This window comes from Caballeronia sp. INML1 (assembly GCF_023631085.1).
Lineage (GTDB): Bacteria > Pseudomonadota > Gammaproteobacteria > Burkholderiales > Burkholderiaceae > Caballeronia > Caballeronia turbans.
The window spans coordinates 41,410-62,721 of the sequence record NZ_JALQDT010000075.1 but is presented as its reverse complement, the minus strand read 5'-3'; the positions used below and the strand labels follow the sequence as shown (position 1 = coordinate 62,721).

Genomic DNA, 21,312 nt, shown 5'->3' with positions numbered 1-21,312 from the left:
TTACAAAAAAACAAAACGGACTCGGTGGAAGTTTACGGACGGATTTTGCATTCGAATTGCTAAGTCATTGAAAATGCAGCGTAAATAGAGAAACGGATCGTTGACCAAAAACCGCCCCCCGGGGTGCTTTTTGTGCTGTCGGCGAGAGAGGATTCGGGTGGCGGAAGCGCGTCGGAGCCGTTATGGTCGTGAAAGATAGTCGGTTGATATCCGCTTGGGCATAAAAAGACCCGAAAAATCAATCGGATGTCGGTCTCGATGTAGCCGAAGCGTCATTTCTCGACGCAATACAACCTTGTTTACGCGTATTCGTGTATTCTGCGCTTCGACGTCAATACATGGAGAAAGCGCAGAATGGCAAACGTAGGCACCCTACCTATGGAAGACCGCAAGGTCACCCTTCGCGAAGTGGCGGAGTTCGCCGATAACCTTGAACCCTTTTCGGACAACCTCCGGGAGCAGATCCTCGCTCCGCGCCCTCGCAAGCTCGCGCCTTTTTATACGATCAGCGAACTGGCCGAGATGTGCAATCTGACCCGCCAGCAGATCCAGTATCTGGTGACGAAGGGAGAAGGAGGGTTGCCACCGGGAACGCTGAACGGCAGCGGCCGCAGTCGAACGTTTACTCTGCCCGAGGTACGGGTCTGGGTGAAGATGGCATCCGATATCTATCAGACTCGCCTTGGCGACGGCGACAGTGCCTTCAGGGGCAAAGTGTTGACGACCGCTCAATTGAAGGGCGGTTCGGCGAAGACCACGACGACTGTTTGCCTGGCACAAGCGTTGACGCTTCTGGGCCGCAAGGTGTTGCTCATCGACCTCGATCCGCAGGCTTCGGCTTCGGAGTTGTGTGGTCTTTATGCCGAGAAAGAAATATCCGGCGACGACACGGTGCTACCCTATATCTATGATCAGAACGTGGAAGGAGGTCTCGGAGCAAGCGTCCAGTCGACGTATTGGGATGGCCTCGACATTATCCCCGGACATACCTTCTTATATGGAGCAGAGTTCCTGCTCCCCGCTCGTCAAAAGACGATTCAGGGTTACCGATTCTGGGCAGTGCTGCGCGAGGGACTCGAGCCGCTGCGATCGCAGTACGACTACATTTTGATCGACACATCGCCGTCGCTGTCGTATATGAATCTTAATGCGCTGCTCGCAGCGGACGCGCTCGTCATGCCGATGATTCCGGAGAATCTCGACTTCATTAGTTCACTCGCGTTCTGGCGGCTATTCTCCGATGTTGCCGAGGATTTCCTTCCGTATGAGGAAGACAAAGTCTACGACTTCATTTCCATCCTGTTGTCGAAGGTGGATTACGGCAAGACCTCGTCTGCGCCGGTTGTACGTCAATGGGCGCAAAGCGCGTATGGTCGCTGGCTCGATCCGTTTGAGATTCCGGCTAGTTCTGTAATGAGCGGTGGCGCGCTTTCTTTCTCGACCGCTCTTGACGTCGTCAGTACGCATTCCACGGCGAAGTCGCTTCAACGGGTGCGGCAACCCATGATGCAATATGCCAAATGGCTGGATGATATGTTCGTCAAATCGTGGAAGGAGCCGGCATGAGTAATAACATCCGAGAACAACTCATGGCCAAGACGGCCAACTTGCCAAAGCCGGCGGATTTCAAGAGTGAGACCAAAAAGGATAAGTCGAACCGCGGTCCGCAAACGATGCCGGGCATCACGAGCGCGTTGGCCGCGGCGCAACTTCGGATTCAGGAACTCGAGGCGCGGGGCGTCGAGACGGAGATTCCCGTTGACGCCATTGTGCCCAACCCGTGGCAACCGCGTCGTCAGTTCAGCGAGGCCAAACTCGCTGAGTTGGCCCGCTCGATCGGAGAAGTCGGATTGCTGCAAGCAGTTACCGTCCGGCGCGTCGGCGAGGCGTTTCAGCTCGTCGCGGGCGAGCGACGCTGGCGCGCGCACAAACTGATTAACAAGACGTCGGTTCGTGCGGTGGTGATCGAGTGCACGGACCAAGATATGGCTGCGTTGGCGCTCATGGAGAACGTCACGCGCGATGATCTCTCTGACTACGAGATTGCGATTGCGATTCGCCGGGCAGAGTCGGAGTTTCCTAATCGGACGCGGCTTTCGGAAGCGATGGGGATTACGCGGAGCGATCTCTACCGATTTCTCGCCTACGATTCGCTGCCGGACTTCGTGAAGCGCGATTTGGATTTGAATCCTTCTGTTCTGGGGGCCTCGGCAGCGCAAGATATCGTCAACGCGCTGAAGAAGACTGGCGAGCAAGGATTGAGGGCGCTTCAGGAATTGTGGCCACAGGTTCTTTCCGGTGATCTGGTGCAGACTAAGGTAGCGGCGAGTTTGAGCGCGCAGGCGAGTCGGGGAGAGTCAGCCACGGATGCCGGCGGTCGAAGCATTCTCAAGATATTCGCGGGGAAGGTTCAGGCTGGGAGCATCACGAAAGACGTGAAAGGGCTCACGTTCAAGTTCAAAGCGGGTGTCATGACGGAGGAGCAGGAAAACCAGCTTAGAGATCATATTGGGAAGATGTTCTCGATACGCTCTGAGTGAGCCAATGGACAGCCCGCTTCGGCGGGCTTTTTTTATGGTCCGCGATCGAGCGCAATCGAAAAATACGCCGGGCGTTGAAGGAGTGTCCGAATTCGGACACTTAGGGCGGAGGCAAACGGATCATCAACCTCTGTCGCTCGATTCGTCACGGTACGCACCGACTGTCCGAATTCGGACACTTTTCGGTCCCTGCAGCATAGCGCCCCAAGGAGGAACCTTGGATCAACTGGGTAGGAAATCCTCGAACAACTACCCGAGAATCAGCCAGCGTTTGATTTTTTGAACGCTAGCATTTGCGCACGCCTAATTCGAGCCGGGGCCAAGACCTGGGCTACCCCCAGCGGTTTCGTAGACAGTTGATCTGAATGCCTCCAGCCAAGATGAAGCGTGAGCCAGGTGTCCTCTCGAGGATTTTTGGGGCTAGCATCGTAACCGCGCGGTGAAATCGAGCCTAGATGCGAGCGTCTGACACGCCTAGTGTCCGAATTCGGACACTCGATCCATCGCTATGGAAGCTAACGCTTTAGTCCGCACGCCATGTTGTACTCAGGCCGGCGGGCGGCGAGACCAAAGCCTTGTACTCTGAACGCACCCGGCCAAATGACTGCACTCGACAGTCCGGGCCACACGGCAAACTGTGCGCGAGTGCCGATCATAAGAACCGTTATCGGGCGCAGCTATTTGACGCCATTGCTCGGGCGATGCTCGGCAAGAGACGGCATCTTGCAGGGCACCACTTCGCCCTTCGAAGAACGCGTTGAATAACGGCGCCGGGGAGTCGGCGCTTTCAGTTAGAGACGTCCTGCGAAAATGAGACGAATCGAGCGCACTTTGCGGCCACGTGCCGCGTTGTTGATTTTTGCGATCATCGCCATAAACATCATCGCGAATCGAACGATACTTCATCGGTTACGTGCAGGTCGTGATAGGCCGCTGAAGGCGTCAACCCGTCCGGCAGTATCTCCGCCATTCCGGAGCGGAGTGATCGAGCAGCGGAGGGTATTGGTCTTCGCCGTGAGTGAAGCCTTTCCTATGCCCGTGAAACAACGGTAATCCAACTTCGCCCAAAAAAAATATATAAATTTCAATAGCTTATCGAGATAACCTGAATTTGTTTCACGAAACGCGGCCGTTTTATCGCACTTGGGTCCATTTTCAATCGCGTCCATTGCGACGGCCTCACCCCGAAGCGATCCAATTGGTCAAGTGTATCGATTGATACAGGTTGCGTAGTCACCCTTAGAGTAAAACTGCGCGCGCGCCGGCGAGGTGAAGGTGGTCACCTGCGCAACTAACTGACGGAGTGCCCGCCTTCCTCGTCAATGGAACATGAACCAAATCGCGCCGACACCAACGACGCCAAACGAAGCCACTCCATCACAGCATGCACGCTGCGTTCTATCGCGAGGATCAAGATGGCACATGGCGCGTCTTTGATCAGGATGCGCGGCATCCCGACCTAAAGTTCATCGAGGAAAAATCGATCTGCGCACTTCCGCGCGTGCAGCGGCTGATAAGGCTCGCCCGCCTTGAACCGTTCGAGCCGCTCGCTCGCGACCGAAAGCGCCCCCAGGGACGCCCGCCGCAACTGATGATCGTAAAGCGACACGATTGCGGCGAGCCGGTCGAAGTCTTCTGCCGCGAGCGTCCACGAGCCGGAGGTGCGGCCGGCGTCGAACACGGCGGCCATCGCCTGATCCGCGCGAAGCAGTTCGTCGTGAGCGAAGTCGCCGTGGCCGGCTTCCGCGAGGAATTTCGCGAGATACATCGCCTCGGTGATGTGCTGCGCGGGCGCGATATCCGGCGAGCCCGAGCGCAAAGCCGTCAGCGACATATGCGCCGCGAGCGCGAGCTCGTCGGCCACCGCGCGCGGGATGGGAAGCAGCTGTGCCTTGCTGAGCCGTGCGCGCGTCGCCTGAGGCGAGCGCTGGAAAGGTAGAGTGCGTGACATGCGAGGATCGGTGGTTGACCTTCTCAGGTTAACGTTCATCGCTCGCCGAATCTGAAGGGTGCTGACCGCGTTCCTGTTCGAAATGTTCGACAACCGCGATCGCGCGCTCGCACTCGTCGGCGTCGAGCGTGTGGATGCTGCACTTGTCCGGCTCGACGCCGATCGTCTGCGCGAGCCACTTCATTCCCTTGGACCGCGCCTCGAAAACATTGCAGCCGTCGCGCCGGACCTTGGCCTGGACGAGCGGCTCGAGCGCCGCATGCAGCTTCACTTTCAGATCGCGCAATCGCGCATCGGCGAGACGGCCGAGCGGGACGTTGCGCGTGCTGCGCGGAAAGATGCCGATCCACGCCTGACAATCGGCGCACATCCAGAGCGGGCCGTGGTCGTCGCGATAAGGATAGGCTTCGTCGCCCGCGCGTGTCAGGGTCGCGGGCGCGTTGCAGTAGTCGCAGTTCGGATGAGGCAGAGGTTTGACAGGTCGGCCGACACGCATTGCCAGAAACTCCCGGGCGGGAAAGCCAATATATCAAAACCGGCCGGCCGCTTCGCGTTCCGGACATCGCGCGATATCGCAGCCCGCTTAAGCAAGCGCGTTCGCAAAACCTGCGTGACGCGCGCGTGCAAAGGAGAGCGCCGATCGGAATTTACTTTTTCGATCCACGGTATAACGTAGGAGTGCGTGCTACAAGCTACGCGCTTTCGGTGCCTACAGGCCCCTAAATCCTCGCGTTCGATCAGAAGCCTGGAAGGCGCACCGCCCCGCGCCCGCAACCCGGTCCCCGCATGCGTGCCCGCAAGCTCGTCGCAAGCTTGCAGTCCTCAATGAATTCCCTGATCCAAGAGGTGGTGGCGATGAGAGCAACTTTTCTATTGGCAGCAACGGCCGCTAGCGTCTTCGCGATGAGCCCTTTCGCGCAGGCGCAAGACATGCAGATGTCGCCGGCACAAGGCAGTGCCGCGCAGCAAAGTGCGCAAGACAGCAGCACGGCAACGAACGATTCCAGCTATGGCGGGGCGACGGCGATGCACAAGTCCGGCAGCGCATCGCGCGACGCGTGGCCGGTCAGCACCAGTCAGCTCTGCACGCCGGGACTAAGCTGCAATATCTATGATGGTCAATAAAAGCAAAGTGCCGGCAGTGACGTAACGAAGGCGGCGGGGACGCCTTCGATCCCATTCCTTCCTCCCGCCGATCACCTTCCAATGCGCAGTCCCCCGATGGCGGGGTGACGTCCCTCCGGATGCGTGGTTTTTCCCGACGATCGTTCGGTCGATAGTAGAGCCCATCACAAGACGGCCTCTCATCGGCCGCACGTGGGTTCGCCACACAACGCCCGGCATGCGCGACGCTCCTGATTCAGTAGCGAAAACCCTATCGCCATCGCTCGCGGATCTCCCGGCTTCACATTCATCGAGGCCTCGTTCGTTCTCTGATGTATGAGCACATCCACACAGCCGCCGTCACGCGGCCAGCAAGGAGCTACCGAAATGAGATCCCATCTGACGAAGTACGCAATGTTCCTCACGATCATCGCAGCGGCGTTCGGCGCGGCATGCGACGTGAGCCTCGCCGCGAACGGAACGAACGATGCCGACGCACGCCCCATCGCCGTCGACGGCGGTCCGCTCACGCTCACGGTTCAAACCCCGTCGGGCGGAACATCGCGCCTGACCTATGCCGATACAGACGGCTGGCGCCTCGACGATCGCGACGCCGGTCTCAAGCCGATGGAAGCGCGCATCACGCCCGCGTCGGCGGAACCGCAAAAGGAAGCGTCCGATAGCGAGCGGCCGATGACCGTCTTCATCGACGGCCCGACGGGCTTCACCTACGTATGGACGCGCGACCAGGGATGGAAGTACGTCGGCCGGCTGTCCGATCGCAAGCAGTGAGCGGGGCGCGGACGGCCCACATGACGCGACGATCGCTTTCGTGCGTTTTCGCGTGCATGGCCGGCGTGTCGCTATTCGCGCGTGCGCAAACGCAGACGCCCGGCGCAGCCGACGCCGCGCTCGTCGATGCATGGCGCGCGGTGCGTGTCGCCGACTGCGCGCGTTGTCATGGCAAGGACCATGAGGGACTCGCCGCGCCGTCGATCGTCGGCTTTGCGCGCACGCAGAGCCGCGAGCGCTTCATCGCCGCGATTCTCGACGGCAATCCGCAGATGGGCATGCCCGCTTACCGCGGCAATCCGCTGATCGAGAATCATATCGACGCGATCCAGCGCTACTTCGCCGCACGCGCCGACGGCAGCCTCGCCGCCGGCGCGATGCCGGGGCGCGAATGAAAGCAATTGTTTGGCGCGCTCGGGACGCTTCGCATTGCAGACGACAACGAGGCCACATCTCGAGCGCTGAACCCCGCCGTCGCGCGACTGCGCAGATTCGCACGTCGCGCGCTGCTTTTCTCCGATAATGATGCCCATTCAGAAACGGGCGGTCGCGCCCGGGCGCTTCATCCACATCGGAGCCCGCCATGCATCTCGCCGGCATGATTCTTCCGATCTTCGCCGTCATCCTGACGGGATGGGTGGCGCGCGTCTCGGGCTACATGCCGCATACGCTCGCGCCGTCGCTGATGCGCTTTGCCTACTACGTCGCGATGCCCGCGCTCGTATTCGTCACCATCGCCGATGAGCCGCTTCATTCGCTGCTCGAATGGCGCTTTCTCGCCGCGTTCGGCGGCGGCTCGATGATCTGCTTCGCGGCCGTGCTGCTCGTCGCGCGAATCGCGCGCGGTGCCAGCCTTGCCGCGAGCGCGATGCTCGCCGCCGCGGTGTCGATGACCAATACCGGCTTCGTCGCGCTGCCGATCCTGAAGACGCTGTACGGCAAGCCCGGCGTGCTCGCGGCGGCGGTCGCGACCGTCTTCGTCGGCGCGATCATGTTTCCCGTGCTCGTCGTACTGGTCGAGATCGGCCGGCTGGACGCGTCGCGCAAGATCAATGTGACGGCGCTCGCGCGCCAGATCGCGACCAATCCCGTGATTCTCGCAACGATCTGCGCGCTGCTGTGGTCGATCGGCGGATTGACGCTGCCCGCGCCCGCCGTGTCGTTCCTCACGATACTCGGCGAAGCGCTGACGCCGTGCGCGCTTTTCGCAATCGGTCTCGATCTGACCTTGAACGAGTTGCGCGGCCGCGTGAATCTCTACGCGCTGCTGACGGCGCTCAAGCTCGTCATCGTGCCGCTCGTCGTGTACGCGCTTTGCATCGCGGCAGGACTCGATCGCACCGCGACCATCGCCGCGGTCGTCTGCGCCGCCGTGCCGACCGCGAAAAGCGCTTACGTGCTCGCGTCGGAGTACGACGTGGAGAAAAGCGTGGTCGGCGCGGTCATCTCGATGACCACGCTATTCTCGATCGGCACGTTGCTCGCGTGGCTCTATGTTCTCTAGCGCGTGTCATACGTCGCCGAGTTCTTCGTCGACGTCGCGCTCTTCGTCGTCGGGCGGCGAAATGCCGAGCGCTTTGTCCCATTGCGGCTCGCTCAGATAGCGTTCGCGCAGGAAATCGACGAACGCTTTCACCTTCGTCGTCGAGCGATGCGAGGTCGGATACACCGCGGAGAGCCACAGCGGCGGCGCCGCGTAGTCGGGCAGCACGCGCACGAGCCGGCGTTCGAGCAGATCGCTCGCGGCGACCATCGTCGGCAGATAGACGACACCCGCGCCGGCGCGCGCGAACTCGAGCAGCAGATGCACGCTGTTGGTCTTCAACACGGCGTTGAGCGCGATTTCATAACACTCGTTGCCCTTCATGAGCGGCCAGTTGTCGCCCCACGGATAGTGCGCGTAACGCGCGAAATCGTGGCGCAGCAAATCCAGCGGCGTCTCGATGACGGGCTCCTCCTTGAGATAGGCGGGCGTCGCGCACAAGACGCCGCGCACCGGAAAGAGCTTGCGTTCGACGAGCAGATTCGACGCGGGCGGATAGATCTGCAACGCGAGATCGAAGCCTTCCTGGACGGGATCGATTACGCGATCGTTCACCGTCACGACGAACTCGATGCGCGGATGCGCCTCGCGAAACGCGATCAGCGCCTGCGAGAAATGCCCGAGCGCGAAGCCCGGCAGCACGTGAACATTGAGCGTGCCCGACAACGACTGCGTTTCCGCGCTCGCGCGCCCCGACAATTCGCGCACCTTGGAGACGAGCAACAGGCAATCGCGATAGTACGTTTCGCCGACTTCCGACAAACGCACCGCACGCGTCGAGCGATGAAACAGCGCGACGCCGAAATGCTCTTCGAGCTGCTTCACGCGTGACGTGACGACCGATTTCGCCACGCCGAGCTGACGCGCCGCGCTCGCGAAGCTCTGCGCTTCCGCTGCGCGGACGAAGGCCTCCATCGACATGAAGAGGTCCATGCTTCCTCCTGTTTCCGTCCGCTAGGCTGCGCCGTTGCGGTAACGCAGCGGCGTCGTGCCGAGCCGCTCGGAGAAGAGCGCCGTCATGTGTTGCTGCGACGAGAATCCGCACGCGGCGGCGACATCGACGAGCGGCGCATCGCCCGAACGCAGCATGTGCGCCGCAACGCCGATGCGCTTTTCCAGCACGTAGCGATAGAGCGAATAACCGGTGCGCGCCTTCACGCCATCGAAGACGGCGCGCACGGGCAGATCGAGTTCGGCGGCGATATCGGCGCAGGAGAGGCTCTGGTCGATGTTGTCCGCGACGAACGCTTCGAGGGTGGCGAATCCCGCGTCCGTCAGCGCGGACTTGCGCTCGCGCGCGGCGCGTTCGAGATGCCGCGTCGTTTCGATCCACGCGAGCGTCGCGACGCATTGCAGCTCCCACGGATCGACCTTGCCCGACTCCCTCGGCGCTTTCTGACGCGCATAACGCACGAGATGCCGGATGGAATCGGCGCCGAGATTGCTGCGGCTGCCCGCGCGACGCAGCCGCTCGGTGCTTCTGTCCGCGATGCGATTCACGAACGCTTCCGAATAACGAAACGCGATGAAGCCATGACGCACGTCGTGCGCGTCGATGCACATGCTGCCGCCGCGCGGATGATAAGCGGCCGTTTCAGCGCGAAACGTGAAGGGCGCGGCCGGGCCGTCGTCGTAGCGCGTGTCGGAGACGATCGTGCCGAGCAACAGGCAGATCATGTCCGACGAATTGTTCAGCTCAAGCGAATAAGGACGCGGTCCGGCAATGCAGTATTCGAGTCCCGGGACGCCCGTGACCGCGCTGAAGCGGTCGATGCGGGCGGGCGCGGCGGTGGCGCTCATGATCGTGTCTCCATGTCTTTGCGCGGCTTGCCACTGGACCATCGGACGCCGCTGTTCACGCGAGTATAGATGCGCGCGGGAAGCCCTTGCACGCGCGATGGGTCGCCATTCGCGAACGCCGCGTGCGCGCTTTGCGTCCCGGTGTATACCCGGATCCGTCCGCGAGCCGCCCGGAATCTGAAACTCGCAAAACCTGAAAGACCCGCGCGCCGCGTCTTCGTAACGTTCGCCCATACGACACGAACGACGGAGACGACGATGCAAACGCGGCACACACGACAGACGATTCGAAGGCGGGGAACATGCGCGCTCGCCCTGCTTGGCGCGCTTTGTTCGATGACGGCGCACGCGTCGGGCATTCCCTTCGCGACGGACCGCCCGCAGACCTGGCAGTTCAGCAGCGACTTCGAAGGCACATACGATTCCTTCGGCCAGAACCTCGAATGGAATCACGACAACCGCGCCTTCGATTCGCACGGCAATCAGGTCGCGGGTCCGGGCACGAACACGTTCGTCGGGCTCTCGACGTTCATCCACTACTGGAAAGTGCCGTCGCTGCCGCATGTCGGCTTCAACGCGAGCATCACGCTGCCCGAGATTCGCACGCAGGGCTCACAGTTTTCCGCGAGCGGTATCGGCGATCCGCTCGTCGGCGGGCTCGTCTGGTACAACCCCGCGCCCGCGACGACGCTCGGTTTCCAGGCCTACGTACAGGTGCCGATCGGCCAGAACGATGTATCGACGAACACGTGGTCGTTCTGGCCATCCGTCTTCTACGACGACTGGTACGGGCATGTGAACGTCGATCTGCTGCTCGGCGGCATTCTGCGCGGACGCACGCTGCGCTCCGGTCACGACGACCTGAGCCCGGGCAACACGTTTCACCTGAACCTGCGCGTCGGCTACAGCATCTCGCCGCCCGACAACCCCTTCGCGATTCCCTTCGTCGGTCTCGATTACCAGACGAGCGGCGGAACGTTCAACCAGACCGCGTCGATGCCGCTTGCGAACAGCGCGAGCCGCGAAACGACCGTGGGGCTCGGCGTGCTGTTCCAGTTCAAGCCGAACAGCCTGCCGTTTCTGCACCAGAAGATGTACGACCAGCTTTCCATCCAGTACCAGCACTCGGTTTCGGGGCGCAACACCACGCTCACCAACGGAATACTCGTGCAGGCGTGGCACTACTGGTGAGCACATTCCAACGATGGAGACGAACATGAGTGAGACCAACAAGCTTCCCGCCGCGTCGAGGCGCAATTTCATCAAGGCTGCGGGCGCCGGCACCGCGGCGGCCGCATTCGGCGCGGTGTCGCTCACCGCGCGTGCCGCGAGCGACATCAAATTCGATGCGGAGTACGACGTCGTCGTGTGCGGCGGCGGAGGCGGCGGCCTGCCGTGCGCGCTGTTCTCGCGCTGGCTCGGCAACCGCGTCGTGATTCTGGAGAAGGCCGGCAGCGTCGGCGGCACGGCCGCGAAAGCCGCGTTCTGGTACTGGGTGCCGAACAACGAGCCGATGCGCCGCGCGGGGATCGCCGATCCGAAGCCCGATTACATGCGCTATGTCGCGCGTCTGTCGCGGCCCGAGCAATACGATCCGTCGTTGCCGAAGCTCGGCCTCTCGGACTGGGAGTACGAGATGTGCGAGGCGATCTACGACAGCGCGTCGCCCGCGGCGGAACTGCTTGCGAGCAAGGGCGCGCTGCCGTATCGACATGAAGCGGCGGTGCCGGATTACTGGGCCGAGCTGCCGGAAGACAAGGCGCCGCGCGGCCGCGTGCTGTTTCCGAAGGACGGACTGCCGAGCATGTCCGATGGCGGACGCGTCGCGATCCGCACGATGAGCGCCGCGGCACGGCGCGACGGCATCGACATCAGGACGGGTTATCGCGTGCAGAAGGTGCTCGTCGATGAATCGGGCGCGGTGATGGGCGTCGAATCGCTGACGGAAGAGGGCACGCTCTTTCGCGTGCGCGCGAAAAAGGCGGTCATCTTCGCAACGGGCGGCTTCACGCACGATCCCGAACTGCGCAAGAACTTCCTGCATGGCGCGGTGTATGGCGGTTGCGCCGCGCCCACCAATGAAGGCGATTTCGTGCGCATTTCGAGCGCGCTCGACGTGCAGTTGCGCAACATGAACTACTCGTGGATGGCGCCGATCTCGCTCGACAAGGCCGTCGCAAAAGACGGCTCGCTGTCCGGCATCTTCACGCCGACCGGCGATTCGATGCTCTACGTGAACAAGTACGGCAAGCGCGTCGTCAACGAGAAGCTCGCGTACAACGAAGTCTGCGCGACCTTCTCCGAATGGGACGGCGCGAAGGGCGAGTATCCGAATCTCACGCTTGTTTCCATCTGGGACCAGCAGGCGCAGGACCATTGCGCGAGCGATGACTACGGCAGTCTCATCGTGCCGAAGGGATCGAACGACCGTCACGTACTGCGCGGCAATACGCTCACGGAACTGGCAGCCGCGATTCGCGAACGCATGGCGAAGCACAAAAGCGCGCTCGGCAGCGCCGATCTTTCCGACGACTTCGTGCGCAATGTCGAGGCGACAATCAAACGCTTCAACGGCTTCGCGAAGACGGGCGTGGATCAGGATTTCCATCGCGGCGAGCGCATCGTCGAGAAGCTGTTCAACGGGCCGGTATCGAAGAAAGCGGATCAGAAGAACGAGACGATGTATCCGCTGAGCGCAAAGGGACCGTACTACGCGGCGCTCATCGTCGCGGGGAATCTCGACACCAAGGGCGGCCCGAAAACCAATTCGCACGGACAGGTGCTCGATACGCGCGGCGAACCGATCAAGGGTCTTTACGGCGTCGGCAATTGCGTCGCGTCGGCGTCCGCGCGCGCTTACTGGGCGGGCGGCGGCACGCTCGGGCCAATCATCGCGTTTGCTTATCGTGCGGCGCAGTCCGCCAACGGAGCTCAATCATGATTCGGATCGCTTATCTATTGACGATGCTCGCGCTCGTCAGCACCACCGTGCGCGCGCAACAAGATCCCGTTGCGGTCGGCAAAAAGCTCACGACGAACAACTGCGCCGTGTGCCACACCTTCGGCAAGGGCGAGCCGAACGGGCAAGGGCCGAATCTCTTCGGCATCGCCGGCAAGCCGATGGCGTCCGACCCGAGCTTCAAGTATTCGGCGGGCATGAAGGCGGCCGCGGCGGGCAAGGTCTGGGACGAGCAACTGCTCGACGCGTGGCTCACCGATACGCAATCCGTCGCACCCGGCAACGCGATGACCTATTTCGAAGGCGATGAAGCGCGACGCCAGAAGATCATCGCTTATCTGCGCACGCTGCATTGAACTGGACAACAGGAGACGAGACTATGAACCCCATCACCATGACCGACGAACAGCGCAAGACCATCGCGCTCGAATATCTGCGCAGGCTCGATCGCGGCGCACCGTTTTTCGATTTGTTCGACGATAACGCCGAAGTCTATTTCCCGAAGTGGGGCATCGCGACGGGACGCGCGGCCTTCGAACGACTCTTCGCGGATCTCGGTTCCATCGTCGCGAAGTTCAAGCATGACCTCGCGTATCTGAATGTGATTCAGCAGGGCGACACGGTGGTCGTCGAAGGCACGAGCTACGGCACCACGAAAGGCGGCGTCGACTGGCGCGCGGGCGTCACGCATGCGGGCCGCTGGACGGACGTATTCGAGATCCGCGACTTCAAGATCCAGCGCTGCTTCATCTATCTCGATCCCGACTACGAAGGCGCGGACACGCTGCGTTATCCGTGGCTCGCGGACAGGCAAGCGCAGCAGTAAGTACTTTCCCTAGGGCCGCGATCGAGCACGCATCGTTCGGCAAACGCGAACCTCGATTCATTGCCTCTCGCCGCTCGCAGCCCTAATCTTGATTCCAGCGCGACACCGCGAACGTGACCGCAGACAAGGAGACAGACATGCAACAGACCCAACTCGGCAGCCTCGATAACTATCGCAAGGGCAACATCGAAGTCATCAAGGGCAAGGCCTCGCATTACGCGATGTCCAATGTGTTCGAAGTCGCGAGCCACGCCGCGCCTTACGAAAAAGTGGTCGTCGGCAAGAACCTGAAGTACGTGATCGAAACGTTGCGCGCACAAGGCGTGTCGCCGTGGTTCTGCGCATCGCACGATGAATTCGCGGTCGCGCTCGATGGCGAAATCGACGTGCACTTCATCAAGCCTTCCGATGGCGCACTGGTCGCCGAAAACGTCGAAGGCACGGTGAAGCTCGAAGGCGAGCCTTCGGGCCAGAAGATGGGTTTCGTGCGTCTGCGTCGCGGTCATCAGGCGCTCCTGCCCGCTGGCGTGGCGTATCGCTTCGAAGCGCGAAAGACCGGCGTGCTGCTCGTGCAGACGATCCTCGGTTCGGCTTCGGTCGAGAAGTGGGCCGACATCTGCATTCAGTGAACACGCATACGCCAACCACTTTCAAACATTCGGAGCACACCATCATGGATCACGCAGCATTCCTTCAGAGCGTAGTCGCGACCGACCCCGATGCGAACACCGGCTACCGCACGTTCAAGCTGGGCGATTTCGAATTCAGCCGCGACGCGTACTTCGTCACCGTGAAATGGCCGGCGCAAGGACAGACGCGCTCGCATCAGATGCACGCCGACGACTTCCTGCGCGCGATGATGCGCGACGTCGCATGGGGCTTCTTCTACGGCTGGGTCAATTTCGACGAAGTGCTCGGCACGCGCAATCACTACGGCAAGGTCGACATGTATGCCGGCGCGTATAACGCGAGCTTCCGCGAGGCGGGCGTCGATTACACGCAGCAGTTCGAAACGCCGATCATCATGGCGACCTTCAAGGCGATCCTGAAGGACTGGGTCAACGAAGGCTTCGATCCGTTCGCGGCACCCGAGGAAACCGGCTCCGCGTTCGGCGCCAAGCACGGCGACAACATCGCGGCGATCGACCGCACGCGCATTGCGACCAAGCGCATGCCCGGTCTCGAAGGCGACTCACCGCTGCGCGACGACTTCCCGGTGAATCGCCAGTTCGCGGATGTCTCGCAGGACGAGCCGGAGATTCACGCCGAGCCCGGATTCGAAGGGCAGTTGCACGCGTTCAGCCTGTTCAAGTATCTGTCGCGTTCGGACGTGACATGGAATCCGTCGGTCACGTCCGTGTGCAAGCAAAGCCTCTTTTGCCCGACGACCGAGGAGTTCGTGCTGCCGGTTTTTCACGGCAACGACCGCGTCGAATGGTTCCTGCAACTGTCGGATCAGATCATCTGGGACGTGGCCGACAAGGACACCGGCGAGCCGCGCGCGCGCATCACGATGAACGCCGGCGATATCGCCGCGATGCCCGCCGACATCCGCCACAAGGGCTACTCGCAGAAGCGCTCGATGCTGCTCGTCTGGGAGAACGCGACGCCCGATCTGCCCAGGCGCTACGAAAGCGGCGAACTGCCGCCGTATCCGGTCGCGCTCTAAACGCTTCCCGGCTTCTTCGCTTCTCTTCGACACGACGACGCCTTCATCGGGCGTCGCGGGGAAGGCTTCGCCCTCAATCTTCGACACGAGCAAGACATGCAAACGCAACTCTTCATCGATGGCCGCTTCGTGCCCGCCCTTTCCGGCGAAACGCTCGCGACCCTGAATCCGCACGACAACAGCGAGATCGCGCAAGTCTCCATGGCAGGCCGCGAGGACGTCGATCGCGCGGTGCAAGCCGCGAAAAAAGCGTTCCCGACGTGGAGCAGCATGGCGGCTGCCGATCGCGGGCGCCTGCTCCTGAAACTCGCCGATGCCATTGAAGCCAACGCCGATGCACTCGCGCGTCTCGAGTCGATGGACACGGGCCACCCGATCCGCGACACGCGAAACCTCGACGTGCCGCGCACGGCCGCGACGTTCCGCTACTTCGGCGGCATGGCGGACAAGTTCGAAGGCTCGGTGATTCCGGTCGAAGCGGGCTTTCTCAACTATCTGACGCGCGAGCCGGTCGGCATCGTCGGGCAGGTGGTGCCGTGGAATTTTCCGCTGATGTTCACGAGCTGGAAGATGGCGCCGGCGCTCGCGGCGGGCAATTGCGTCGTGATGAAGCCGGCCGAACTGACGCCGTTATCGAGTCTCGCCATCGCCGAGTTGATGGCCGAAGTCGGTTTTCCGGCGGGCGTCGTCAACGTGCTGCCGGGGCTCGGGCACGTCGCGGGGCAATATATCGCCGAGCATCAGGAGATCGGCAAGGTCGCGTTCACCGGATCGACGGCGGTGGGCCGCAAGATCGTGCAGGCATCGAGCGGCAATCTGAAGAAAGTGCAACTGGAACTGGGCGGCAAGGGCGCGAACGTCGTGTTCGGCGACGCGAATATCGATGCCGTCGTGCAAGGCTCCGCGTTCGGCATCTTCCATAACCAGGGACAGGCGTGCATCGCGGCGTCGCGATTGATCGTGCACGAGTCGATCGCCGATGACTTGCTGGAGCGCTTCACGTCGCTGGCGCGCTCGATCCGCATCGGCGATCCGCTGGATCCGTCGACGGAAATGGGGCCGCTCACATCGCAGATGCATCGCGACCGCGTGCTGTCGTATGTCGATGTCGCGCGCGAGCAGGGCGGGCGCGTGCTCGCGGGCGGCAAGGCGCCGGAGGCCGCGGCGCTCGCGAACGGCTGCTATGTCGAGCCGACCATCGTGGAGGCGAAGCCGACCGATCGCGTCGCGCAGGAAGAAGTTTTCGGCCCGTTCGTCGCCGTGAGCACGTTCAAGAGCGATGAAGAAGCGCTCGCAATCGCGAACGGCACCGAATACGGCCTCGGCGCGGGCCTCTGGACGCGCGAGCTGCAACGCGCGCATCTCTTCGCGCGCCAATTGAAGAGCGGCATGGTGTGGATCAACTGCTACAAACGCGTGAGTCCCGGATCGCCCTTCGGCGGCGTAGGCGCAAGCGGTTATGGCCGCGAGATGGGCTTCGAAGTGATGCGCGAATATACTCAGGCGAAGTCGGTGTGGGTGAATGTCGACGCCAATATTCCGCCTTACTATCCGCGCTGAGCGCATAGGGAATCATGCAATCGTTCATTTATCAGGGCATGCCGTCGCGCGTGGTGTTCGGCGCGGGGAGCATCGAGCATATCGAACGCGAGATCGAGCTGCTGGGTGCGCAGCGCGCGCTCATTCTCGCGACACCGCCGCAGCGCGACCAGGCCGAAGCGCTCGCCGAACGCATCGGGCCTCGCGCGGCCGGCGTGTTCGCGAAAGCGGTGATGCATGTGCCCGTCGAAACGGCGCGCGAGGCGCGCGAGTATGCACAGCGCATCGGCGCGGATTGCGCGATCGCCATCGGCGGCGGCTCGACGACGGGCCTCGGCAAGGCGATCGCGCTGACATCGTCGCTGCCGATACTCGCCGTGCCGACCACGTACGCGGGCTCCGAGATGACGCCCATCTACGGGCTCACGGAAGCGGGCCTCAAGAAGACCGGCCGCGACATGCGCGTGCTGCCGAAGACCGTGATCTACGATCCGCAACTCACCGTGTCGCTGCCCGCGTCGCTTTCGGTGACGAGCGGCATCAACGCCATCGCGCACGCGGCCGAAGGGCTGTACGCGCAGGACGCGAATCCCGTCGTGAGCCTGATGGCGGAAGAAGGCATCCGCGCGCTCGCACAGGGCATCGGCAAGGTCGTCGCGAAACCGGACGATCTCGATGCGCGCGGCGATTGCCTCTATGGTGCGTGGCTGTGCGGCACGGTGCTGGGAAGCGTCGGCATGTCGCTGCATCACAAGCTATGCCATACGCTCGGCGGCACATTCGATCTGCCGCACGCGCAGACGCATACCATCGTATTGCCGCATGCGCTCGCCTATAACCGCGATGCCGCGCCCGACGCGATGAAGCGCATCGCGCGCGCGCTCGGCACGGACGATGCCGCAAGGGGCGCATTCGAGCTTGCGCGTGCGAATGGCGCGCCGACGGCGCTGAAGGACATCGGCATGAAGGAAAGCGATATCGATATCGCGGTCGATGTCGCATTGAAGAGCCCGTACTGGAACCCGCGGCCGGTCGAACGCGCGCCGCTGCGTGCGTTGCTGGAAGCGGCCTACGAAGGACGACGACCATGAACGAGTCACTCACGCAAAACGTCACCGAAGCCTTCGGCCATTGCGCCGATGCCCGCACGAAGGAAATCGTCACGGCGCTCGTGCGCCATCTGCACGCGTTCGCGCGCGACGTGAACCTCACGCACGACGAATGGCGCCGCGGCATCGAGTTCCTCACGGCCACGGGCAAGAAGTGCGACGGCATCCGGCAGGAGTTCATTCTGCTGTCGGACACGCTGGGGCTTTCTATCGTGCTCGACGACATCAACCAGCATCATGATGACGGCGCGACCGAAAGCAGTCTGCTCGGCCCGTTCTATCGCGACGGCGTGAACGAGGCGGCCCTCGGCGCGAACATCGCGCAAAGCGATGGCGAGCCGGTGTACTTTCACGGCGTGGTGAGCGATGTGAGCGGAAAGCCCGTCGCCGATGCGCTGATCGAAGTCTGGCAAACCGCGCCGAACGGCATGTATGAAGGACAGGATCCGGATCAGCCCGAAGGCAACCTGCGCGGGCGTTTTCGCACGGATGCGGACGGCGCATACGCATTTCATTCGATCAAGCCGACGAGCTATCCGATTCCCACCGATGGCCCGGTCGGCCAGATGCTGCTCGCGACGGGCCGTCATCCGATGCGTCCCGCGCATATCCACTTTCGCATCGACGCGCCCGGCTACGAGCCCCTGACGACCGCACTATATTCGTCCGATGATCCTTACGTGAACTCCGATGCGGTGTTCGGCGTGAAGCCTTCGCTCGTCATCGAGTATGTGAGCAAGGACGGCGGCTACGACGCGGCGCGCGATTTCGTGCTGATCCCGCGGGAGCGCGCGTGAGCCATTCCACATCGAACGGCATCTGCGCGCTCCACGACGTGCCCGATGGCGGCGGCCTCGAAGCCGCGCCTTCGATTCTCGTGCTGCGCCGCGGCGGCGAAGCGTGGGCGTATCGCAACGTCTGCCCGCATTTCTCTATACCGCTCAACTACGAGCCGGATGCGTTCTGGACTTACGAAGGCGGACTGCTGATGTGCGCCCATCACAGCGCGATGTTTCGCTTCGAGGACGGCATGTGCGTCGATGGGCCGTGCCTCGGCGCGAGCCTCAGGCGGATTCCGATCCGCATCGAAAATGGCCGGGTGATGATCGAAGGCGCGGACATCACATAGGATTCGTCGCGACGAAGCTCTTGTATGCGGCGTAGGCGGGCTTTTGCGTCACGCCGTCGTTCTTCAGCAAACCGAACGCACCTTCTCCGCCCACTGGATCGTCGTAGAGCTCGTAGCTCTGGATCGATTCGATATCGTACGTCGATGCGAGCGCGACGAACTGCGCCATCATGCGATTGCCGACGAGATACGCCGCGATCTGCTGATCGGTGCCGTAGTTCGGGCGCACGCCGAACTCGTTGATCCAGATCGGCTTGCCGAGCGCGTTGAGCGCGGCGAGCACGTTATGACAGCCGGTGCCGCCGCACGCGTTGGTGATATCGCCCTGTTCGGAGTACCAGTGCCACGCGGTGATGTCCCAGTCGACGACCGGATGCCCGACGCTGCCGTCCGGCTCCATGCCGGCCGCGAGCATCTGCTGGAAGCCGTAGTGCAGCCAGGTGCCGCCGCCCATGATGATCTTGCCCGACGTATCCACCGACTTGATGCCCGCGATCATGCCGCGGATCACGCCACGCAGGATTCTGAACTTCACGAGATCGAATTGCTGCGGATAAACGCCATCGACATTGCCGACGAGAATCTCGGCTTCCATCTCGTTCGTGACCTCGTAGTACGGGTAACGGCGCGAGGTCGCCGTTTGCTGACCGAGCGCGAAGCCCGCGTTGTAGCCTTCGGTTTCGCTATTGAACGTATCGATGCCCATGAGCATCACCGGATACACGGTGACGCCGCCGGCCGCCATCAATTGGGCGATGCCCGCGAGCTTGTTCGCGGTGCCCTGGCTATACACCTCGTTGCGATACAGCTTCGCGCCGAGATCCTGCAATTGCGAAAGCTGCAGCGCGGGGCTGGAGAGATCGTAGGCGCCGCCCTCGTTGTTGTGGCCGTTCACGCCGTAGAAGGGCCGCGCGGACAAAGGCGGCGGCGTCGTCGCGTTGCCGGCGCCCGAGGCCGGATCGGGCGCGCTGACGACGGGCGACGACGCGCCGCTCGCCGGCACCGTGTTTTCGGCGACGGCGGGATTCGTCGCGGGCGCACCCACGGCGCTGCTCGCTGAAGAAGGACTTGTCGTGATCTTCGATGTCCCCGTGTCCGAGGCCGGAATATCCGTCGCCGGAACCGACACGGATGACGCGCCGCCACTACGCGAGGCGTTCGAGGACGCAGCGGTGTCGCCGCCGCCACCGCCGCCGCCGCCGCATGCGGCAAGCAGCACGCTTGCCGCGGCGGCGAGCGCAACGGCTTTGCATCGAATGAAACGGAAAGCCGGAATATTGGATTGAATTGAAATCGTCATGTCGATACGCACTACTAAATGGTCAATATCCATGTCCACGAAGTAGGCGCACGTTCCGCGAGTCGTCCGGACGAACGCGGACGGACCGGTGACGGACCTTCATCCCGCGTCGCGCGCAAGGATGGTGGAATGCTCGTCTATTGGCCCCGATGAACCGCCCGGAGATGGGCGCTGCCGGAGGCAGGGGGCGAAGAGGAGACCGCGTCGATGCCGGTCTCAATAGGGTTTACGGCGGGGATGGACGGTACTTGAACATTTTTCGCGTCGAGCAAACGTTACGACCGCGCAAGATCGGGAATTGTTACCCCGACAGCGGCCGATCCGGTTCGAGCGCAGCGCCGCCCAGAATCGAGGTGGCGTCGGCGCGCGCATTGTCGAGCTGCACGACGCTCGCCTGACGTGCAGCGAGCGCATCGCGGTTCGCGATCGCGGTGAAGATCGCCTTGTGCCGCGGCAGCGACAGCGCATGCGTGTTCGGATGACGGCTCGTCAGCTTGATCGATTCGCTGAGCGCGAGCGACAGCATGTTGCCGATATACGCGAGCATGTCGTTATGCGTCGCCGTCATGATCGCGTGATGAAACGCCAGATCCGGATCGAGCAGGTCGGCGGCGCTTTGCGCGCCTTCCATGCGCTCATACGCGGCGGCGATGCGCGCGATGTCCTCATCGGTGGCGGAGATGGCCGCGAGCGCGGCGGCGGCGGGTTCGATGATCTGGCGCACCGTCATCAGCGAGCGGAAGAACTCGCCTTCGGGAAGATGACTGATGGTCCACACGAGCACATCGGGGTCGAGCATGTGCCACTCGTCGCGCGCGCGCACGACGCTGCCCACGCGCGGCTTCGACACGACGAGCCCCTTCGCAACGAGCACGCGCGTCGCCTCGCGCAGCACCGGGCGGCTCACGCCGTAGTTCTCGCACAGCGTGGGCTCGGCCGGCAGACGCTCGCCGGGCCTGATGCGGCCGCTCACGATCTGCATACCGAGCTCCTGCACGATGCGCCCGTGCATGCTCTTGCGTTGCTTCGGGTTGCGGTAATCCATGATGCG

General features: G+C 62.5%; 22 protein-coding genes. 16 read left to right on the top strand and 6 right to left on the bottom strand.

Annotated elements, in window-relative coordinates; genetic code table 11:
* Positions 1 to 354 precede the first annotated feature (354 nt).
* Positions 355 to 1,566 carry an AAA family ATPase gene (locus NCR38_RS29860; protein WP_061119530.1) on the top strand — a complete coding sequence of 404 codons (1,212 nt, stop codon included), beginning with the start codon at positions 355 to 357 and terminating at the stop codon, positions 1,564 to 1,566.
* Positions 1,563 to 2,540 carry a ParB/RepB/Spo0J family partition protein gene (locus NCR38_RS29855; protein WP_061119529.1) on the top strand — a complete coding sequence of 326 codons (978 nt, stop codon included), beginning with the start codon at positions 1,563 to 1,565 and terminating at the stop codon, positions 2,538 to 2,540. Before NCR38_RS29860 ends, NCR38_RS29855 begins: the two co-directional genes overlap by 4 nt.
* Positions 2,541 to 3,999: 1,459 nt before the next feature.
* On the opposite strand, the gene NCR38_RS29850 is transcribed toward NCR38_RS29855, so the two are convergent.
* Together NCR38_RS29850 and NCR38_RS29845 are read right to left on the bottom strand one after the other, a co-directional pair.
* Complete coding sequence (locus NCR38_RS29850) at positions 4,000 to 4,491, bottom strand: hypothetical protein (RefSeq protein WP_061119528.1); 492 nt, start codon at positions 4,489 to 4,491, stop codon at positions 4,000 to 4,002.
* 28 nt (positions 4,492 to 4,519) lie between these two features.
* Entirely contained in the window at positions 4,520 to 4,987 is a 468-nt protein-coding gene (locus tag NCR38_RS29845; RefSeq protein WP_061119527.1) for a zinc-finger-containing protein, read from the bottom strand.
* 329 nt (positions 4,988 to 5,316) lie between these two features.
* Between NCR38_RS29845 and NCR38_RS29840 the strand changes: the two genes are divergently transcribed.
* The 4 genes from NCR38_RS29840 (at position 5,317) to NCR38_RS29825 (ending at position 7,891) form a co-directional block, all read left to right on the top strand.
* Positions 5,317 to 5,616 (top strand): hypothetical protein, encoded by a 300-nt coding sequence (locus NCR38_RS29840; protein ID WP_250478074.1) that lies wholly within the window; start codon positions 5,317 to 5,319, stop codon positions 5,614 to 5,616.
* A gap of 366 nt (positions 5,617 to 5,982) precedes the next feature.
* Positions 5,983 to 6,387: a hypothetical protein gene (locus NCR38_RS29835; protein WP_061119525.1), complete on the top strand. Its 405-nt coding sequence runs from the start codon at positions 5,983 to 5,985 to the stop codon at positions 6,385 to 6,387.
* A gap of 20 nt (positions 6,388 to 6,407) precedes the next feature.
* Positions 6,408 to 6,782, top strand: coding sequence for a c-type cytochrome (locus NCR38_RS29830; protein WP_250478073.1), 375 nt, complete (start codon positions 6,408 to 6,410; stop codon positions 6,780 to 6,782).
* A gap of 188 nt (positions 6,783 to 6,970) precedes the next feature.
* Positions 6,971 to 7,891, top strand: coding sequence for an AEC family transporter (locus NCR38_RS29825; RefSeq protein ID WP_061119523.1), 921 nt, complete (start codon positions 6,971 to 6,973; stop codon positions 7,889 to 7,891).
* 6 nt (positions 7,892 to 7,897) lie between these two features.
* Here the strand turns inward: NCR38_RS29825 and NCR38_RS29820 are convergent, their stop codons facing one another.
* Together NCR38_RS29820 and NCR38_RS29815 are read right to left on the bottom strand one after the other, a co-directional pair.
* Entirely contained in the window at positions 7,898 to 8,863 is a 966-nt protein-coding gene (locus NCR38_RS29820; protein ID WP_061119522.1) for a LysR family transcriptional regulator, read from the bottom strand.
* A gap of 21 nt (positions 8,864 to 8,884) precedes the next feature.
* A complete protein-coding gene (locus NCR38_RS29815; protein WP_061119582.1) occupies positions 8,885 to 9,730 on the bottom strand; it encodes an AraC family transcriptional regulator in 846 nt (281 codons plus the stop codon).
* 258 nt (positions 9,731 to 9,988) lie between these two features.
* On the opposite strand from NCR38_RS29815, the gene NCR38_RS29810 reads away from it, so the two are divergent.
* The 10 genes from NCR38_RS29810 (at position 9,989) to NCR38_RS29765 (ending at position 18,961) form a co-directional block, all read left to right on the top strand.
* Positions 9,989 to 10,921 carry a transporter gene (locus NCR38_RS29810; protein WP_250478072.1) on the top strand — a complete coding sequence of 311 codons (933 nt, stop codon included), beginning with the start codon at positions 9,989 to 9,991 and terminating at the stop codon, positions 10,919 to 10,921.
* A gap of 25 nt (positions 10,922 to 10,946) precedes the next feature.
* The gene (locus NCR38_RS29805) at positions 10,947 to 12,671 is read left to right on the top strand and encodes an FAD-dependent oxidoreductase (protein ID WP_061119580.1); all 1,725 of its coding nucleotides are present in this window, start codon (positions 10,947 to 10,949) and stop codon (positions 12,669 to 12,671) included.
* Complete coding sequence (locus tag NCR38_RS29800; protein WP_061119521.1) at positions 12,668 to 13,045, top strand: cytochrome c family protein; 378 nt, start codon at positions 12,668 to 12,670, stop codon at positions 13,043 to 13,045. The genes NCR38_RS29805 and NCR38_RS29800 overlap by 4 nt, the downstream gene beginning before the upstream one ends.
* A 23-nt stretch (positions 13,046 to 13,068) precedes the next feature.
* Positions 13,069 to 13,515: a nuclear transport factor 2 family protein gene (locus tag NCR38_RS29795; RefSeq protein WP_061119520.1), complete on the top strand. Its 447-nt coding sequence runs from the start codon at positions 13,069 to 13,071 to the stop codon at positions 13,513 to 13,515.
* Positions 13,516 to 13,652: 137 nt separating this feature from the next.
* A complete protein-coding gene (locus tag NCR38_RS29790) occupies positions 13,653 to 14,144 on the top strand; it encodes a hypothetical protein (protein WP_061119579.1) in 492 nt (163 codons plus the stop codon).
* 44 nt (positions 14,145 to 14,188) lie between these two features.
* The gene (locus NCR38_RS29785; RefSeq protein ID WP_061119519.1) at positions 14,189 to 15,184 is read left to right on the top strand and encodes a hypothetical protein; all 996 of its coding nucleotides are present in this window, start codon (positions 14,189 to 14,191) and stop codon (positions 15,182 to 15,184) included.
* Between the two features lie 96 nt (positions 15,185 to 15,280).
* The gene (locus NCR38_RS29780; RefSeq protein WP_061119518.1) at positions 15,281 to 16,744 is read left to right on the top strand and encodes an aldehyde dehydrogenase family protein; all 1,464 of its coding nucleotides are present in this window, start codon (positions 15,281 to 15,283) and stop codon (positions 16,742 to 16,744) included.
* Positions 16,745 to 16,758: 14 nt separating this feature from the next.
* Positions 16,759 to 17,814: a maleylacetate reductase gene (locus NCR38_RS29775; RefSeq protein ID WP_061119517.1), complete on the top strand. Its 1,056-nt coding sequence runs from the start codon at positions 16,759 to 16,761 to the stop codon at positions 17,812 to 17,814.
* On the top strand, positions 17,811 to 18,629 hold the full coding sequence (locus tag NCR38_RS29770) for an intradiol ring-cleavage dioxygenase (RefSeq protein ID WP_250478071.1): 819 nt from the start codon (positions 17,811 to 17,813) through the stop codon (positions 18,627 to 18,629). The genes NCR38_RS29775 and NCR38_RS29770 overlap by 4 nt, the downstream gene beginning before the upstream one ends.
* Positions 18,626 to 18,961 (top strand): Rieske 2Fe-2S domain-containing protein, encoded by a 336-nt coding sequence (locus tag NCR38_RS29765; protein ID WP_061119515.1) that lies wholly within the window; start codon positions 18,626 to 18,628, stop codon positions 18,959 to 18,961. The genes NCR38_RS29770 and NCR38_RS29765 overlap by 4 nt, the downstream gene beginning before the upstream one ends.
* Here NCR38_RS29765 and NCR38_RS29760 read toward each other — a convergent pair.
* Positions 18,954 to 20,261: a hypothetical protein gene (locus NCR38_RS29760; RefSeq protein ID WP_250478070.1), complete on the bottom strand. Its 1,308-nt coding sequence runs from the start codon at positions 20,259 to 20,261 to the stop codon at positions 18,954 to 18,956. The genes NCR38_RS29765 and NCR38_RS29760 overlap by 8 nt on opposite strands.
* 301 nt (positions 20,262 to 20,562) lie before the next feature.
* Positions 20,563 to 21,306 carry a FadR/GntR family transcriptional regulator gene (locus tag NCR38_RS29755; protein WP_061119514.1) on the bottom strand — a complete coding sequence of 248 codons (744 nt, stop codon included), beginning with the start codon at positions 21,304 to 21,306 and terminating at the stop codon, positions 20,563 to 20,565.
* Between the last annotated feature and the right edge of the window lie 6 nt (positions 21,307 to 21,312).